At 36.3% G+C, this 16,773-nt stretch carries 16 protein-coding genes and 1 riboswitch; of the genes, 11 read left to right on the forward strand and 5 right to left on the reverse strand.

Annotated elements, in window-relative coordinates:
• Window positions 1-51: 51 nt before the first annotated feature.
• Both GH741_RS01815 and GH741_RS01820 read left to right on the forward strand, forming a co-directional pair.
• Window positions 52-708 carry a TraR/DksA C4-type zinc finger protein gene (locus tag GH741_RS01815; protein ID WP_153735071.1) on the forward strand — a complete coding sequence of 219 codons (657 nt, stop codon included), beginning with the start codon at window positions 52-54 and terminating at the stop codon, window positions 706-708.
• 820 nt (window positions 709-1,528) lie between these two features.
• Window positions 1,529-1,607, forward strand: a riboswitch (ZMP/ZTP riboswitch).
• Between the two features lie 153 nt (window positions 1,608-1,760).
• Window positions 1,761-2,957, forward strand: a complete 1,197-nt coding sequence (locus tag GH741_RS01820; RefSeq protein WP_153735072.1) for a phosphoglycerate dehydrogenase — start codon at window positions 1,761-1,763, stop codon at window positions 2,955-2,957.
• 136 nt (window positions 2,958-3,093) lie between these two features.
• On the opposite strand, the gene GH741_RS01825 is transcribed toward GH741_RS01820, so the two are convergent.
• Both GH741_RS01825 and GH741_RS01830 read right to left on the reverse strand, forming a co-directional pair.
• Window positions 3,094-3,849 (reverse strand): AAA family ATPase, encoded by a 756-nt coding sequence (locus tag GH741_RS01825; protein WP_153735073.1) that lies wholly within the window; start codon window positions 3,847-3,849, stop codon window positions 3,094-3,096.
• A gap of 97 nt (window positions 3,850-3,946) precedes the next feature.
• Window positions 3,947-4,798: a DegV family protein gene (locus GH741_RS01830; RefSeq protein ID WP_153735074.1), complete on the reverse strand. Its 852-nt coding sequence runs from the start codon at window positions 4,796-4,798 to the stop codon at window positions 3,947-3,949.
• 299 nt (window positions 4,799-5,097) lie between these two features.
• On the opposite strand from GH741_RS01830, the gene GH741_RS01835 reads away from it, so the two are divergent.
• The 3 genes from GH741_RS01835 to GH741_RS01845 all read left to right on the forward strand — a co-directional run bounded on the left by GH741_RS01835 (window position 5,098) and on the right by GH741_RS01845 (window position 7,515).
• Window positions 5,098-6,174, forward strand: a complete 1,077-nt coding sequence (locus GH741_RS01835; RefSeq protein ID WP_205677302.1) for an NAD(P)-dependent alcohol dehydrogenase — start codon at window positions 5,098-5,100, stop codon at window positions 6,172-6,174.
• 249 nt (window positions 6,175-6,423) lie between these two features.
• A complete protein-coding gene (locus GH741_RS01840) occupies window positions 6,424-6,942 on the forward strand; it encodes a YehS family protein (RefSeq protein WP_153735076.1) in 519 nt (172 codons plus the stop codon).
• 159 nt (window positions 6,943-7,101) lie between these two features.
• Window positions 7,102-7,515: an RDD family protein gene (locus GH741_RS01845; RefSeq protein ID WP_153735077.1), complete on the forward strand. Its 414-nt coding sequence runs from the start codon at window positions 7,102-7,104 to the stop codon at window positions 7,513-7,515.
• An 87-nt stretch (window positions 7,516-7,602) separates the two neighbouring features.
• Here GH741_RS01845 and GH741_RS01850 read toward each other — a convergent pair whose 3' ends face one another.
• Complete coding sequence (locus GH741_RS01850; RefSeq protein WP_153735078.1) at window positions 7,603-8,382, reverse strand: YibE/F family protein; 780 nt, start codon at window positions 8,380-8,382, stop codon at window positions 7,603-7,605.
• Window positions 8,379-9,509 carry a YibE/F family protein gene (locus GH741_RS01855; protein WP_420809381.1) on the reverse strand — a complete coding sequence of 377 codons (1,131 nt, stop codon included), beginning with the start codon at window positions 9,507-9,509 and terminating at the stop codon, window positions 8,379-8,381. Before GH741_RS01855 ends, GH741_RS01850 begins: the two co-directional genes overlap by 4 nt.
• 349 nt (window positions 9,510-9,858) lie before the next feature.
• Here GH741_RS01855 and GH741_RS01860 point away from each other — a divergent pair, with 349 nt between their 5' ends.
• The 3 genes from GH741_RS01860 (at window position 9,859) to GH741_RS01870 (ending at window position 12,089) form a co-directional block, all read left to right on the forward strand.
• Window positions 9,859-10,311, forward strand: a complete 453-nt coding sequence (locus GH741_RS01860; protein WP_153735079.1) for a MarR family winged helix-turn-helix transcriptional regulator — start codon at window positions 9,859-9,861, stop codon at window positions 10,309-10,311.
• A 25-nt stretch (window positions 10,312-10,336) separates the two neighbouring features.
• Window positions 10,337-10,882 carry a spermidine/spermine N(1)-acetyltransferase gene (gene paiA, locus GH741_RS01865; RefSeq protein ID WP_153735080.1) on the forward strand — a complete coding sequence of 182 codons (546 nt, stop codon included), beginning with the start codon at window positions 10,337-10,339 and terminating at the stop codon, window positions 10,880-10,882.
• Window positions 10,883-11,435: 553 nt separating this feature from the next.
• Entirely contained in the window at window positions 11,436-12,089 is a 654-nt protein-coding gene (locus GH741_RS01870) for an SDR family oxidoreductase (protein ID WP_153735081.1), read from the forward strand.
• A gap of 498 nt (window positions 12,090-12,587) precedes the next feature.
• Here the strand turns inward: GH741_RS01870 and GH741_RS01875 are convergent, their stop codons facing one another.
• Window positions 12,588-12,740 carry a hypothetical protein gene (locus GH741_RS01875; protein WP_153735082.1) on the reverse strand — a complete coding sequence of 51 codons (153 nt, stop codon included), beginning with the start codon at window positions 12,738-12,740 and terminating at the stop codon, window positions 12,588-12,590.
• A 337-nt stretch (window positions 12,741-13,077) separates the two neighbouring features.
• Here GH741_RS01875 and GH741_RS01880 point away from each other — a divergent pair, with 337 nt between their 5' ends.
• The 3 genes from GH741_RS01880 (at window position 13,078) to GH741_RS01890 (ending at window position 16,757) form a co-directional block, all read left to right on the forward strand.
• On the forward strand, window positions 13,078-13,953 hold the full coding sequence (locus GH741_RS01880; RefSeq protein ID WP_153735083.1) for a radical SAM/SPASM domain-containing protein: 876 nt from the start codon (window positions 13,078-13,080) through the stop codon (window positions 13,951-13,953).
• A 441-nt stretch (window positions 13,954-14,394) separates the two neighbouring features.
• Window positions 14,395-15,747, forward strand: coding sequence for a cytochrome ubiquinol oxidase subunit I (locus GH741_RS01885; protein WP_153735084.1), 1,353 nt, complete (start codon window positions 14,395-14,397; stop codon window positions 15,745-15,747).
• Complete coding sequence (locus GH741_RS01890; protein ID WP_153735085.1) at window positions 15,744-16,757, forward strand: cytochrome d ubiquinol oxidase subunit II; 1,014 nt, start codon at window positions 15,744-15,746, stop codon at window positions 16,755-16,757. Before GH741_RS01885 ends, GH741_RS01890 begins: the two co-directional genes overlap by 4 nt.
• The last annotated feature ends 16 nt before the right edge of the window (window positions 16,758-16,773 follow it).

Raw genomic sequence — 16,773 nt, forward strand, 5'->3', positions numbered from 1 at the left:
AATAAGTACTAAACAAATTATATGAATAGCTAATTAATTAGGAGGCTATAAATGGTTTCTACTAACGTTATAAATGAATCCAAAAAAATATTGAATGAACGAAAGCAAGAAATGTTAGAACACTTAGATGTAAACAAAGATGAATTAAATAAACAGGCGACAGGTGATTTATCTAATTATGATAATCATCCTGGTGACCAAGGAACAGAGCTATATGATCAAGAGAAAGAAATGGCTTTGAATAATCATGCTAGACAAAAAATTGAAGAAACTAATCAAGCATTACATGCAATAGAAAATGGAACATATGGAACATGTGAGATATGTGGAAAAGAAATTCAGGAAGAAAGACTAATAGCAGTACCAACCACTTTCAGATGTGTTGAACATGCAGAAAGTGATTTACGTGAAAGTAGACCTGTCGAAGAAAAAATTATTGAGCCCGATATTATTGGAAGAGATGTAAAAGCTGAAGCGAAGGAATCAGCTGCATTTGACGGGAAGGACACTTGGCAGGCTGTCGAAGAGTATGGTTCGTCAGAGACTCCATCTGATTTTTATAAAAAGAAAGATAGTTATGATGACATGTACATTGATTCGGATGAGCTTGAAGGTAGTTCAGAGGAAATTGAAGAAGTAGCTAAAACAGACATGAATGGGAAAAATACGTTAAATAGACGGAACAAGTTAGATGGTGAAAATGAATAGACAAAAGTCTAATTAATGGAGCTGTCTTATCTAAATAAAGAACGGTACATGGATTTTGTGAAAACTATATGTTACGAAAGGGCGCTTTCTTAGAGAAGGCGTCCATTTTTGTTGTGTTATCCTACATTTTTTAATCTAAATCAGTAGAACAATCTGAAAATATGCGTCTAGTAATCAGAGTTGTATATAGTAATGACGTAACTTTTGAAAAGGAAGTTTATTAACATAAATCAACGAGGAAAATCTAGATTTGATTTGTTAGTTTACTATTTAAAAAAGGATGTAGAATGATGGTAAGAAGGAATATATCGTATCGATTGTTCTTGTGAGAATAAAGCTGTACAAAAAAGTAAATAGGAAAAGAAAAATCCAAACAGAACAGATAGTACTGAATAAACTAAAAGAATGCACCCAAACACGAACGTTAACTTATTTATTTAAATAAATATTCTGTTTTCCATTGATTAACTAATTCACATTTGCTATATTGTTTATATAATCATCTTATAACAAATTTTTTTGTGCACTCCTTAATAAGGTCTTAACCTAGATTCCGCTAAAGAACTAGACTACGAGTTAGAGTTAATGGTTGCTATTTTTTGGTAGTTATCTAATGGGGTTTTGGCCTAATTCTAATGCTTTTTTTCATCTACTTTAACGAGGTAAGTATATTTTCTTGGTCTTCTCTCGTTAATTTAAAAAGTACTAGAAAAAAACCTAGTTGCATAGATTGGTTAAGTGTTGCGAAAAAAACACCAAGCAGTGATCAATTTAGACATCAAGTAAGATTAATTTAATTTAACTAAAAAATTTAAGAGACAAGACTATGTGTGACTGGCGAACGCGGATAAACCGCGAGGGAGCACATAGTGTCATAGCCGTTCGCCTGGGCAGAGGTAAGGGAATAATTTCCCTTACCTCTTTCTGTTTATAGGGGGGATAGTCGATACTATTCGTATGGTAAGCAAGATAGTAAAGACAAAATTTCATGGAAATGGCGGATGGCAAGGTCTTCCTTGCTTAAATCTTAATAATTAAGAGGAGGAAATGATATGACTATGATGGTCTTAGAAAAAGTAAAAACAATTAAAACGTTAAATAATATAGCAGAAACTGGGTTAGACGTCCTTAGAGAAAACTATTTACTCGATGATGAGAATGAGAATCCAGATGCAATTATTGTCCGTAGTTTTAATATGCATGCAATAGAGCCAGGCAACAATTTGAAAGCAATAGCACGGGCTGGAGCTGGGGTCAATAATATTCCTGTCGAGCAATATACTGAGCAAGGAATTGTCGTTTTTAATACTCCAGGAGCCAATGCGAACGCGGTTAAAGAACTTGTATTAACATCATTAATGGCTTCTTCTCGTAATCTGTTTGCCGGTGTTGCCTGGACAAGAGAATTAGAAGGCCAAGATCAACAAATTTCAAAGCTTGTTGAAACAGGCAAGAAACAGTTTGTTGGAAAAGAAATTAGAGGGAAAACTCTAGGTGTCATCGGATTAGGGGCGATTGGTGCGCTCGTAGCAAATGATGCACTCGGTTTAGGTATGGATGTGATAGGATTTGACCCGTTCATCTCTGTTGATACGGCTTGGAACTTGTCGCGCAATGTGCAGCGTGCCGGTACGATTGAGCAATTGTTTGCTAACGCTGATTACATTACTGTCCATGTTCCCTTAACTGATGACACAGTAGGAATGTTTAACGAAAAAACATTTGGTATCATGAAGCCGGATGTCCATATATTGAATTTTTCACGTGGTGGACTTGTCGATGAAAAGGCAATGAAAATCGCGCTTGAAAGTGGGCAAGTGGGTAAGTACATTACGGACTTTCCAAATGAGAATGTTTTGAAAATGAAAAATGCAGTTTCATTTCCACATCTTGGTGCTTCCACTATTGAATCAGAGGAAAACTGTGCAAAGATGGCAGCTCGTCAAGTGAAAGAATTTTTGGAGACAGGTAATATTCAAAACTCAGTGAATTTTCCTAACACGAACCTGCCTTACATTGGAAGGCGACGTGTGACCGCTTTTCACCAAAATATCCCGAACATGGTTGGGCAGATCACTTCTGTTATTTCAAGCTTTAATTTAAACATCGCTGATATGGTTAACAGAAGCCGCGGAGAATATGCCTATACGATGGTTGATATTGAAAATGATGTAAACGACGAGACTATCCCTATGTTAGAAGAAAAGATCAACCAAATACAAGGAATTGTTACCAATCGTATGATTTAGCAATAAGGAGAGATTCTTAGTTTGATTTGAATTTCAGTTTTTTGTTGCCTCGAGGTGAATGGTGGGGACGACTTTAGACTTTCTTGCATTGTAATGCCAGTATACTTTTCAAAGCAGAAAGCGTCCCCTTTACACCTCATTCAAAAAGATGATGAAGTAAGCGATCCCTATCCTCAAAAAATTGTTTCATTATAGAATAATGATAGGTATCCTCAAGACTTACTTCAGTCATTCCGTCTTCAGTTAGTTGAAGAATTTTCGAATTTGGGTAAGCCATAATAATTGGAGAATGGGTAGATATAATAAATTGAGACCCCTGATTGATAAGCTCATTGATTCTTGATAACATCGACAGTTGCCTTAATGGTGACAAGGCTGCTTCAGGCTCATCCAAGATGTACAGACCATTACCTTGAAAGCGCTCGGTAAATGCTGCGAAAAATGATTCCCCGTGAGATTGTTCGTGTAGTGATTTTCCTCCAAACGAATCAATGATTTTACCACCGGACAATGGCTCTTTATCTAATTCCTCGATATTTGTAGCAACATTATAGAAGGTTTCTGCCCTAAAAAAGAAGCTATCCTTTGCCCTATTCACTCCTTTCACTAACCGGAGGTAATGGTCTAAATTTGAGTGTGAATTATAACTGGAAAAGTTGAAGTTTAATGTACCACCTTCAGGATTAAATCCCAATGCAATTGCAATCCCCTCTAACAAAGTAGACTTGCCCATTCCATTTTCACCGATAATGTAAGTGATATTTGGGTGAAATAGTAACTCTGTGAAATTCTGAATGATTGGTAGAGAAAGTGGGAATGCATCATATGAAGAAATAAGCTCTTCTTTAAGGTTGGCCTCTCTAATGTATTGCGTATCTGGATTTAACTTCATGCTATTATCACCTCTTTAGTTGGGGCGGTTATCTGCTTTTTAAATGGAGCTCCTAGATTGTATTGACTTTTGATAGAGAACTGTCACATAATCCAGTCTAAACCTCTATTCCTGCAATCCCGATGCCCCCTGGCCCAGCATGAGTAGAAATCATAGCTCCAGCTTGGATCCATTTTACGTTGTTGAAACCATTTTCTTTTGCAGTTTCATCCATTCGTAACTTAATACTCTCGTCAAGGCCGATGGAATAAATAAAGTAAAGTTGTTCTCTATCAATATCGTATTGATTCAAATAATCTTGCATTAATTTTTCGGTAACTCCGCTCATCTTCCCACGGTATTTCTTAGTTGAAACCAGTTTACCATCAATTAATTCTATCAGTGGCTTGATTTTTAACAAAGCCCCTCCAAGATATGCCACATTGCTGACTCGTCCACCTGCTCTCAAAAATTCTAAGCTACCAGGTACGAAAGCCAGTCGTGATTTAGGAACTATTGATTCAATTTTATCAACTAATCTCTCAGGTTCAATTGCAGGCTCGTCCTCTAACAAGGTAGCAGCATACATCACGATAGCAGCTAATCCACCTGTCACATTCAAAGCATCAATTAGGAAAAGATCATCAAATTCTTCGGCTGTAATCAACGCATTCTGGAAGGAAGAAGATGCCTTTGATGTATAACCAATATGTACAATGATGCAGTTAGGGAATTCAGTTCTTATCCTTGTAAAGAAATCATGGTATTCATGTGGATTCGTAGACGTAGTAAAGGGTATTTTTTTAGTACGGTCATAATAGTCGTAAATATCCTCTACTAGTAACGAACCATCTAAATAATCTTGGCCATCCATGACGACGTGCATTGGAACTACTTGTACATTATATTTGGTCGCCAAGTCTTCTGGTAAATCAGCTCCACTTTCTGTTGATAAGATAATTTTTCTCATCATACATCCCCTTTCACATAAAAAAAGACCTCTATGTTCTAATCCTACTATACATTAAAAAGGAAAGAGAGGGGTAGAATGGAATTAGTTTTTGAAAGACATTATTCTTAGAAAAATTGGTTTGGATTGTCAAGGGGATATTAACTATTAGTAAAAAGAAAAGTAATCCTTTACAACAAGAGTTAAAGGCTGGCGGTGGAGTTAGTTGGAGGCAAAAGAACCGTCCCTGTGTTTTTGTGCCTCTTTGACAGGGAATAAGTAGGCTAGTTAGTTATAAGTTTGAAAGGGTTGTGAAGGAGATGAAGAGTCAAGCGGCGGTTCAATTTAGACCAAATGAAGAAACTGTGTTAACCGAGGTGGATTTGGAGGAGCCTAGGCCAGACGAGGTTCTTGTAAAAGTGATAGCTTGTGGTATTTGTCACACTGATATTTCCATACGTGACAATAGTAGTTATTACCCAACAGTGCTAGGTCATGAAGGTAGCGGCATTATCGAAAAAGTAGGTACAAATGTAAAAAATGTAAAAATTGGTGATCATGTGGTCCTAGCCTACACGTATTGTGGTGAATGTGAAGCATGTAAGGAAGGGAAAACGTATGAATGTGATCATTTTTCTCAATTCTTTCACGGCTTTCGTACAGACAATACCTCACCACTGGCTACTACTAATGGTACTTCTATTTCGGCTTTAATGCGTCAGGGTGCATTTGCTAGCTATGCGGTATGTCATAAACATAGCATCACTAAAATTGATGAGGAATTGGATCTGAGGATGGTGGGGACACTTGGCTGTGGATTGATGACTGGAGCAGGTACAGTGCTAAATTATCTTAAACCCGACAAAGGAAAAGCATTCGTTGTCTTTGGTGTTGGTAGCGTAGGACTTGCGTCAGTGATGGCTGCCAAAATTTCTGGGTGCGATCCAATTATTGCTGTTGATAGACTAGAATTTAAACTGGATATGGCGAGGCAAGTAGGTGCTACCCATTGTATCAATGGAGATGCAAGTTCTGATTTGGAAGAAACTATTCTGGATAGTTGTGATGGTGTTGACTATGGCTTTGATACAACAGGAAGTCAGAAGCTTCTGACCGTATTGCAAGCAGTGTTGAACAATGGAGCAACAGCATGTGGCGTAGGTGGTGGCTTAATTGTACTTACTCAAAAAGAACGAAATGAAGGAAAGTCATGGGGCCATGTTGATGCAGGAGGTGCGATTCCACAGGTGTTTATTCCGCAGTTAATTGACTACTATCGAGAAGGGAAATTCCCATTTGATATGCTAATACGTTTTTTTTCATTCAAAGAGATTAACGAAGCGATGGACGCTAGTCAAAAAGGCATGGTGATTAAGCCGGTACTGATGATGGATTGAAGTTAGTATAGCTGTTTATTTTTGCGAGGATCTTAAGAAGTTCGGCTGATCAATTTATGAAAAATCCTTGCGACCAGTTTATAATAAACTCACTTATGACAAGCATATTCGGGTACCTTTTAATTGATTTGTTAGGGTATTCGTGAAATAATCCTTTCAAACAATAAATTTGAGTCGAAAGCATACAAGTTATAAGCATAAGAACTTGTCCCTATGCTCACTTATGCTTCGTTAGGAGGTTTTTCAAAGATGGATATGAATAATAATGATATATTAATTCGATTACGGTATGCTCTAGACATAAAAGATACAGATATGGTAGAGATCTTTAAGCTTGGTGGTGTTGAAGTAACAAGGGAAGAAGTGCAAAAGCTACTGATAAAATCAAAGGATAGTTACGATGATATTGATTTAGATGAAACTGAGGAAAATATAGAATGTGATAATTCAACATTGGAGTCATTTTTAAATGGATTGATTATAGTTAAAAGAGGAAAGCAAGAACCGAAGCCAGGCCAACCGGAGAGACCAGCCATGTCTATCAAAAATAATCGAAGTGTTAACAATGTATTGCTTAAGAAGCTGAAAATAGCACTAATGTTAACTAGTGAGGATATGCTTGATATATTAGAAGAAGCAGGTGTCACGGTAACTAAGGGAGAACTAAGTGCAATACTTAGAAAAGAGGGACATAAGAATTATATGGAGTGTGGCGATCGATACGCTCGTAATTTCTTAAAAGGATTAGCAATAAGGTATAGGGAATAAGCAATGTATGATGTAATAGCTACAACCTGTAGACAAGGGTCAGCAGGTTGTAGCTGGTATGTTTAAATTGGTGATGTAATTACATTGTGAGGTTTTAGTTAGCAATCAAACTGGGACATGGAGCCTGTCCCCCTGTCCCGAAAAGGAGGAGGAAGAGTAATGAAGTCTGTTTTGAAAAAACGTATGAAGGCGTATTTGATTGATATAGCTATCTCTACTGCGGTTACTGTTGGAGTTGAATATTTGTTGCGAAAAAAAATAAAAAGTGAAGCTTTCCATGCTTTAGTCACTCCGACAACTATAATGTGGTCGCTTGAATTCCTACAGTTGCGCAAGAGTGGTCAAACTATTGGCTACAAAAAAATGGGGTTGGTTCTTACTGGTGAAGAGGGTACTGAACTAACGTCTAGTCAAATAATAAATCGAATGGTTTACCGGGATACGGTGAGCACGTTTGATTACTTGAAAAATGCCAAAGCCTTTGAAGACCAAGAAGGAGAAGTATTACCACACGATCGCTATGCACGAACAGTAGTGAGGGACAGAGGGACAGGCTCCTTGTCCCAGTTATAGGATAAACAAAAGAGTCAGTTCTCCTGGTGATAAATGTTAACCAAGGGTAACTGACTCTTTTGTTTATATCGTCCTGAGATCGACTTCCTATTTAGATAGATCTCCCTCTTTTTCTCTTACTTTCACTAAATAATAAGCAGTAATTGAGGAGGTAATTGGAATAACTAAAGCGATACCGATGCCTGCACAAAGAATCGTGATTATTTCAGTACTAAATACCTTTGAATTTATGATTTCTCCAAAAGAGTAATTTAAATCCTTGAACCAGATAAGTAGCGCCAAATATCCCCCAAAGAAGGCGAAAAATAACGTATTAGTATTTGTGCCTAAGATATCCCTTCCAATACTTAATCCTGATTCATATAATTCCTTTCTACTAATGGACGGATTATGATGAAGTATTTCACGCATAGGAGATGCAATGGAAATGGCAATATCTGTAATGGCGCCGATAGTGCTTATAATAATCACGGAAGCAGCAATTTTAACGAAATCTACTCCTATATAGAAAGAAAATATATAAAGCTCTCCGATTTCTTCTTCACCAAATCCCTGAATCATAGCTAATTCTGTTATCATCACAATAAAAAAGATTAAAATGACAATCGTGATTACCGTAGAAGCAAATGCTGCTTTTGTTGTACTATTCACTTCATTAATAAAAAAAAGTGTAATACAACTAATGATTGCACTTGAAATAATGGTTAAAATGATTGGGTCGGCCGTTGGATCTAACATAATCATGATTGTAATAAATAGCACACTAAAATTTAAGAATAAAGCAATAAACGACCTTGCCCCTTTACTCCCACCAACTAAGACCATCAATAAAAATAAAATAGCTGTTAGCCACACTAATACATTCATGATTTCGCCCGCTTTCGATTAATGAAAAATAGAGCTGTATATAAACCGATTGGAATTGTTATTACAATACCAATCCCACCTGCTAGAGCCCGGGCCACTTCCAGTGATAGGTTCATGGAGAGAGTAAACGGTAATGGATAAGCATTTTTTAAATACAAGATAAGTGTTGGGATGGAGCCACCTATATAGACAAAAAACAAAATATTTGTCATGGTTCCCATAATATCTTTTCCAATTTCCATGCCCGAGGTTTTTAGTGCCTTTACTGGTATGTTGTTATTCTTTTCATATAATCCAAAGATTGAAGAAGACATCGTAATCGCAACATCCATCACAGCTCCTAGCGAACCGATTAGTACCCCTGCCATAAACACCACTTGTGGTGGACGAGTTAGAAAACCCATTTCCTCATATTGCAGGCCACTTTCTGAGGTTAAGTCCATAACTAGATAAGCAATCGACAGGGAAATAAAAGTTCCTAGTAAGGTCGCGACAATTGCTGCGTAGGTTTTTTCATTAAAACCATTCACAAGTAATAATGAAATGGCTGTGAATAAAATAACGGTAATCCCGGATATAAATAATAGACTGGCGTTTGCAGTTTGGATATAAACATCCAATGCGTAGGATAACAAACTAGCATTAACCGCTAAACTTATAATCGAGAACAGTCCTTGTTTTTTTCCAATGATAAGTAGCGTAAAGATAAAGATCCACGAGATCATCAAGACGTATTTATCACGCTTTACATCATTTATCGTTCCGGTCAAAATCTCATTTTCTTCTATACTTCTATCAATGGAAACGAAAAGTTCATTTCCAACATGGTACTCTTGATCATAGGCTTTTGAAGTGGAATATTCATTAGTAAACTGAATCAGTTCTCCTTTTTCATCTCCATTTTTAATTTCTGCGGTTATTTGCTGCGTATAAAGATAATCTTCATTATCATTGTCATCGATAATTTCGGTTGTATCTAATAAATTCGTTTCAATCACTTTAGCAATCGGCCGTTCATAGAAGGCATAGTTATGATGAACAAAAAGCATAGATACGGTAAACAAAACTGCTAATAAGCTGCACATAATTATTTGTTTATAAGTTATTCTTTTAAAATAGTCTACAATAACCTTCAATAAAACCCCTCCAACTACCGGGACAGGGGGACAGGTTTCTTGTCCCAGTTATCTCGATACAATCCAATAATTAATAGTTTATCATATGGTGTCCCTGTTAACAGGATTAATGGAGTCTGTCTCATTCTCATGTTCTAGTTTTTTAAAATTTCTATTGATTTTACATTATAATGTAAGATTTCAATTGTATTGATCATCCTTAGCTTAATTTATCCTATCGATTTTTTCTAATAGACTTTATCGTTATTTTTGTTGCAAATACAACAAAGAAAGGATAAATTTAATATATGTTATTGTTTTTATTGTATTTACAACAAAAATATGTGCTGAGGAGTTAATTATGAAGGAAATTCTTAGGGAAATTGGAATGATTGCAAGGGCGCTTGATTCTATAAGCAACATAGAATTTAAAGAATATGACCTTACAAAAGGGCAATATTTATACATTGTCCGAATATGTGAAAATCCAGGAATCATACAAGAAAAGTTAGCTGAGATGATAAAGGTCGACCGAACTACAGCTGCCCGAGCTATAAAAAAACTTGAAGGGAAGGGTTTTATTGAAAAGAAAGGCGATAAACATAACAAGAAAATTAAAAAACTCTTCCCAACAATGAAAGGTGAAAATGTTTATCCATTTATAAAGGGAGAAAATGATTATTCAAATATCGTTGCCTTAGAGGGACTTTCAGAAGAAGAGGTAGAGATCATTTTCAATCTTCTTCAACGAGTAAGAAGAAATATAGAAACTGACTGGGAATTTGTAAAAAAGGGAAACAAGAGAAATTATTGATTATATAAAGGAGGAAGATTTTTAAATGACTATAAATATAAAAAAGTGTACCAAAAAAGATTTACACAAACTTCAAGAAATCAGTTATGAAACTTTCATTGAGACCTTTAAGGATCAGAATTCGCCCGAAAATATGAGTTCTTATTTGGAAAGGGCATTTAACATAAAACAATTAGAGAAAGAAATAGCGACTATTTCTTCTCAATTCTTTTTCATTTATTTTAATGATGAACTTGCTGGATATTTAAAGGTCAACACTAATGACGCTCAGTCGGAAAAAATGGGTGATGAATCACTTGAAATCGAGAGGATTTACATAAAGAAAAACTTTCAAAGACATGGACTCGGTAAATACCTCCTAAATAAAGCTATTAATATTGCAATGAAAGGTGACAAAAAGAATATTTGGTTAGGCGTATGGGAAAAAAACGAAAATGCTATTTCTTTTTATAAGAAAATGGATTTCGTTCATACAGAAGCACACTCTTTTTATATGGGTGATGAAAAACAAATTGACTTTATAATGGTCAAAGCGCTTGATAACACTTTTGAAGGGGATGTGAATGATTGATTATATTCTATTTGTCTTATTCACTGTAATTGACTAGTGCGTATTAATTGGTTCTAGTAGGATAGAAAAGAAGTGGATTGGTAGCATTGGTGGCCTGCTTTTGGCGGCATTAATTATTGTTAGTTAAATGATAAAACTACAATCCGGTTTGTTTGAAGAACGTACGGTAGCTTCGGTACCTGTTGGGGAATGGGTGGCACCTAGTTTGATTGTTTTAGGAATCTAGTTACTTGGAATGATTAATTATTGCTAGATAAAAGCCGCTCTGGAAAAGCAATCCTGGTTAAAATCGAGTTTAACTAGTTTTGATATCCTATTTAGTATTGTTTATATTTGGGTTGGTCATTTCGTTTTATTTATCGTTGCTTTCACTTACTTTTCGTTTGCCCCGTAGATTAAATAAAGTTGAGAAACGATAGGGACAAGGGACCTGTCCCTATGTCCCGCCGAGGTCCCTTCGGTGGACATCGGCCTTCTGTGGGTTTAGGATAATTATAAGGGGATTGACAGATGGAAATTGTCCCAAATTAATTATTTTGAAAGGGTGGAGAAAATGAAGGTACTAGTAGTTGGAGCAAATGGTCAAATTGGAAAACATGTTGTTTCATTCATTAAAGATAGTAACAACCTTGAAGCAAAAGCAATGATCCGAAAACAGGGGCAAGCCTCACTTCTAGAAGATTTAGGTGCCGAAACGGTATTGGTTGACCTGGAAGAAGATGATATTGATACAATTGCAAAAGCTGCTCAAGGAGTGGATGCGATTGTGTTTACGGCTGGATCTGGACCTCACACAGGACCTGATAAAACGATGTTAATTGATTTAGATGGTGCTGTGAAAACAATCGAGGCAGCCAAAGTGGCTGGGGTGAAGCGGTTTGTTATGGTTAGTTCGTTTGACACAACACGTGAAGCTATTCAGGCTGCGCCTGAATCCTTTGCACCATATGTGGTAGCAAAGCATTACGCAGACGTGTGGTTAAGATCAACCGATTTAGATTATACAATAGTCCATCCTGGAGGACTCACAAATGATAAAGGAACAGGTCAAGTACAGGCTGCTTCCGAAGTGGAAAGAGGAAAAGTTCCACGCGAGGATATCGCGAGCGTTATTGTTGGTTGTTTAGAAAATGAGTCAACGATTGGCAAGGAATTTCAGGTTGTAACTGGAACAACGCCGATTCAAGAGGCAATAAAATCAATTTAAAGGCTATTAATTAAGGTAAGGCCCTGTTTATGGAAATTTGTCCATGTACGGGGTCTACTTTTTTTTCGCGAAAATCAGGTCACAGAAGTGTTTAGGCGAATAATCTGAATTTTAGGGCGAGTTCTTAAAAAATTCAAGTGAAAAGTGAATTATTTGGGGTGAAAACTTTCAGATTCAGGGTAGAATAATAGAAATTTTGATCTGAATTCGTAATGTGACAGAGTGATAGATAGATATTCTTAAAAATATCTTCTCATACTTGTGGATTTATAGCGTTTACACACGCATTACCGTCAATTGTTACGAATATACCACTTAAAAAGGTTGAATCATCAGATAATAGAAATAATCTTGCGGTTCGGCCCTCATATTTTTTAGCTAAAGTTAATAATTTTTGTTGGATTTTTACGTTTCAAAGTAGAATCTGTAATGAATGTTAGGTGAAGGGATTGTACGAAAAAAGTATTGAGAAATCTTCGAACTAAAATAGTTTTAGTTTTAATCCTCATCCCTATCGTTCCTTTGAACTAATGTTATCTTATCAAGATGACCAATATTGATGATTTTGATATTTTTAAAAGACAATAATCCGATACCGAAGCCGATGAGAACACCTAAACCAATATATAAACTTTTTTCTTTTGTTTCCATTACTTCCTCTCCTTTCCTTTTTACGATTATATAACAATTTCAAGCATAGAGAAATGTAAATTTCTTGGGAAATAAAGAATTGCCGGCCAGTGAATAAGATTCATGCTTCGATTGACGAAAGTATTAAGGTGTATAAAGCCAGGTCAAGTTAAGGTAAACAATATGGAGGATAGTGTTAATAGAAAATTGTCTTAACATTTATTTAAACTGACTTGGTCATGATTTTGTCATGGTTAATGCAACATTAGCTTTCCAAAGCCAAATGATCGCGCTATGATGGTAAATAGAATACTTTCCCAATACACATCCATCCTAGTAAGAAATGAGGAAAGCCAACTTGAAAAAGTTTAAGAAGTTTTACTTGGAAATTACTAGTGTATGTAATCTTGCTTGTAGCTTTTGTCCTCCTACAATAAGAACGAGACAATTCGTTTCTGTTGAGGAGTTTTCGAAGCGGTTAGACCAAATTAAGCCCCACACAGATTATATTAATTTACATGTCAAAGGTGAACCACTGCTTCATCCTAAGATTGATCAATTGTTAGATGTAAGTCATGAGAAAGGGTTCAAGGTTAATATTACGACCAATGGAACATTAATTAATAAAAGGAAGCATCAATTATTCAATAAGCCTGCTCTAAGGCAGATGAATTTTTCTCTTCACAGTTTTGATGGCCATGAAGGTTCAGTAGATAAGGAAGGATACGTGAGCAGTGTACTTTCTTTTATTAAAGAAGCTACAATTCAATCGGATTTGATTGTTTCTCTGAGATTATGGAATCTCTCACAAGATAATCTATCGAACGCCGAAAGGCAACGTAACCGCCAAATACTAGAAATAATCGAAACGGAATTTGAGTTGCCATATAAAATTGAAGAGAAAATCACACCTGGGAGTGGTATAAAAATTACAGACCGTATCTATATCAATCAAGACTACGAATTTCAATGGCCTTCATTAGAGGAGGAAGAGGATGACGGTAAAGGTTTCTGTTATGGTCTGCGAAATCAAGCCGGCATACTAACAAACGGAACGGTAGTCCCTTGTTGTTTAGACGGAGAAGGTGTAATAAACCTTGGTAACATCAATAACTCTTCATTTTCAGATATTATAGAAGGGGACAGAGCAACAAAACTAGTAGATGGTTTTTCACAAAGAGTGGCCGTTGAAGAATTATGTAGAAAATGCGGATATCGGAAAAGATTTGGATAATGCTTTCAAAGAAAAAAGTTGATTCCAGAAGTGAAAACATAAAGCATCAGTTCTCGTATCACTATCATTCATTTTTAGGAAATTTATCCTGCATATTTTGAAAGTCTGACCCACATGGATAGCTGTCCAATTCGGGTGGGCTTTTTTTTATGGACGAATAACTTGATTAACAACAATTTCCCTCTAATGGAACAAAGAGGAATCGCTTATTAAAAACACCACCATATGGGGATTAACAAGCTATTTTAAAAAGGAGATAGTTCCTAAAATCACTCGTCACAGAAAGGACACAAAACGGACATCTGTTATTCACAACTTTTTAAACGTTTTAGTTTAGAATGTATAAGGGTAACTACTCTAGTGATAAAAATGTTAAAATAAATAAAGTATGTGTAATGTTTCACTTATTAATATTATTAATGTATGCGGGGAGGAATATAAATGGAGTTTGATACAGTCACCGTCAGTAGATTAATTACAGCAATGACCCTAACCTTTCATATCATCTTTGCGACATTGGGTGTTGGTGTGCCATTATTTATTTCATTAGCTGAGTTTATTGGGATTAAAAAGAAGGATAAACATTATGAATTACTTGCCAAACGTTGGGCAAGAGGATTTATCATAACAGTAGCAATCGGTGTAGTTACCGGTACAGCTATTGCACTACAACTATCTTTAGTTTGGCCTAATTTTATGCAACTTGCAGGTAATGTCATTGCGTTGCCATTATTTATGGAAGTTTTTGCTTTTTTCTTTGAAGCTATTTTTCTAGGCATTTATTTATATACGTGGGATCGTTTTAAAGGGAAATATACGCATTGGTTAATTTCCCTACCAGTGGTAATCGGAGCGGCTATGTCTGCTGTATTTATTACTACTGTAAATTCGTTTATGAATTCACCGGCTGGATTCACCATGGAAAACGGGAAATTTGCTGCTGTTAATCCGATAGAAGCGATGTTAAATCCATCGGCACCTACTAGAATTGCACATGTATTAGGCGGATCATATTTAACTGTTGCAGCTATTTTAGCAGCTATTGCTGCGATTGCATTATTACGTAAAAAAGGTGCTGAAGATTATCACAAAAAGGCGCTAAAATTGACGGTGGCATCGATGCTTATTTTCTCTGTGTTAACTGCAGTAGCAGGAGATTTTTCCGCGAAATACCTAGCGAAGCATCAGACCGAAAAATTAGCTGCAGCTGAATGGCTTTTTGAAACAGAAGAAAATGCTGATTTACTCTTATTTGGATGGCTAAATGAAGAAAATGAGGTCGTTGGTGCTATTCGAATACCTGGTGCTCTGAGTTTCTTAGCGCATGGGGACTTTATGAGTGAGGTAACCGGTTTGGAAGCTACACCTGAGGACGAGCGACCACCATTATGGATTCACTATATGTTTGATTTAATGGTAACCATTGGTATGTTCTTGATTGGTATTTCGTTTCTTTATGCTATTTTAAGTAGATTTAAGCGCTGGAACGCTCATAGTAAATTTATGCTTTGGATGCTCGCTTTAAGTGGTCCACTAGCGATGTTAGCTGTGGAATTCGGCTGGATATTTGCTGAACTCGGAAGACAGCCTTGGATATTAAGAGGGTATATGACCGTAGACGAAGCGGCAACGTCTTCTCCATATATCATACACATGTTCTTTATGTTTTTGGCTCTATATCTTGTCCTTGGGACACTATTTGTCATTACACTAAGGAAATTGTTTAAAGATAATCCAGTTGAACTAGAACTTGAGAAACACTACCTTGAACTTAATAAGGGGGATGAAAAATGAGTTATGAAATAATAGGGATTACAGTACTATGGTTGTTTTTATATGGTTATGTCATTGTTGCCTCAATTGATTTTGGTGCAGGTTTTTTCGCCTATTATGCTAAAGTGACAAAACGTGATCACATTATTAATCAAATAATTTCAAGATATCTTTCTCCTGTTTGGGAAGTTACCAATGTGTTTCTTGTGTTTTTCTTTGTTGGTATCGTTGGTTTCTTTCCATCAACCGCCTATTATTATGGATCGGCCCTACTCGTTCCAGCAAGTTTTGCCATTGTGTTGATAGCGATTCGGGGATCGTTTTACGCATTTGAAAATTATGGCTCTAAACAGAGTAATGTCTACATGTTTTTATATGGTGCAACAGGTTTATTGATTCCTGCATCATTGTCCGTTGCGATGACTATCTCAGAGGGCGGTTTTATCACCGAGGAAAATGGTGTTGTCTCACTTAAATATTGGGAATTATTCACAAGTCCTTTGGCTTGGAGTATTGTCGCCTTGGCTATCGCTGCTATTTTATTTATTAGTGCTAGCTTCTTAACTTACTATGCTTCTCGCGCAAATGATGAAGCAGCACTTAATTTAGTACGGAAATGGGCGCTTTTTTGGGCGACGCCAACGATTATTATGGCACTTACGACTATGATTGCGTTAAGTCAGCGCAACCAACGCCATTTTGATAATATGTTAGAGTTATGGTGGATGTTTGGCTTATCAATGGGCTTCTTTTTAATTGCCATGGGTCTTTTATACATTGGTAGAAACTATGGTATGGCATTTATCGCAATCATGTTGCAATTTTTCTTCGCATTTTTTGGCTACGGAATGGCACAATATCCATACTTGCTTGATCCGTATATTCACATTGAAACAGGAGTTACGAATGAATCAATGGCAATTGCTTTGATCGTTGCCTTCATTGGAGGATTACTATTGTTAGTTCCTTCACTCATTTTACTGATGAAGCTATTCTTGTTTAATGCGGATTATGCAAAAGGGAAAAAGTAATTGTGCACCCAAAATT

The organism is Aquibacillus halophilus, assembly GCF_009649745.1.
Lineage (GTDB): Bacteria > Bacillota > Bacilli > Bacillales > Amphibacillaceae > Aquibacillus > Aquibacillus halophilus.

Bases quoted from the DNA above. Each gene is read 5' to 3' on its own strand.
- GH741_RS01815 (WP_153735071.1), top strand. From the start codon at position 52: ATGGTTTCTACTAACGTTATAAATGAATCCAAAAAAATATTGAATGAA.
- GH741_RS01820 (WP_153735072.1), top strand. From the start codon at position 1,761: ATGACTATGATGGTCTTAGAAAAAGTAAAAACAATTAAAACGTTAAAT.
- GH741_RS01825 (WP_153735073.1), bottom strand. From the start codon at position 3,849: ATGAAGTTAAATCCAGATACGCAATACATTAGAGAGGCCAACCTTAAA.
- GH741_RS01830 (WP_153735074.1), bottom strand. From the start codon at position 4,798: ATGAGAAAAATTATCTTATCAACAGAAAGTGGAGCTGATTTACCAGAA.
- GH741_RS01835 (WP_205677302.1), top strand. From the start codon at position 5,098: ATGAAGAGTCAAGCGGCGGTTCAATTTAGACCAAATGAAGAAACTGTG.
- GH741_RS01840 (WP_153735076.1), top strand. From the start codon at position 6,424: ATGGATATGAATAATAATGATATATTAATTCGATTACGGTATGCTCTA.
- GH741_RS01845 (WP_153735077.1), top strand. From the start codon at position 7,102: ATGAAGTCTGTTTTGAAAAAACGTATGAAGGCGTATTTGATTGATATA.
- GH741_RS01850 (WP_153735078.1), bottom strand. From the start codon at position 8,382: ATGAATGTATTAGTGTGGCTAACAGCTATTTTATTTTTATTGATGGTC.
- GH741_RS01860 (WP_153735079.1), top strand. From the start codon at position 9,859: ATGAAGGAAATTCTTAGGGAAATTGGAATGATTGCAAGGGCGCTTGAT.
- paiA (WP_153735080.1), top strand. From the start codon at position 10,337: ATGACTATAAATATAAAAAAGTGTACCAAAAAAGATTTACACAAACTT.
- GH741_RS01870 (WP_153735081.1), top strand. From the start codon at position 11,436: ATGAAGGTACTAGTAGTTGGAGCAAATGGTCAAATTGGAAAACATGTT.
- GH741_RS01875 (WP_153735082.1), bottom strand. From the start codon at position 12,740: ATGGAAACAAAAGAAAAAAGTTTATATATTGGTTTAGGTGTTCTCATC.
- GH741_RS01885 (WP_153735084.1), top strand. From the start codon at position 14,395: ATGGAGTTTGATACAGTCACCGTCAGTAGATTAATTACAGCAATGACC.
- GH741_RS01890 (WP_153735085.1), top strand. From the start codon at position 15,744: ATGAGTTATGAAATAATAGGGATTACAGTACTATGGTTGTTTTTATAT.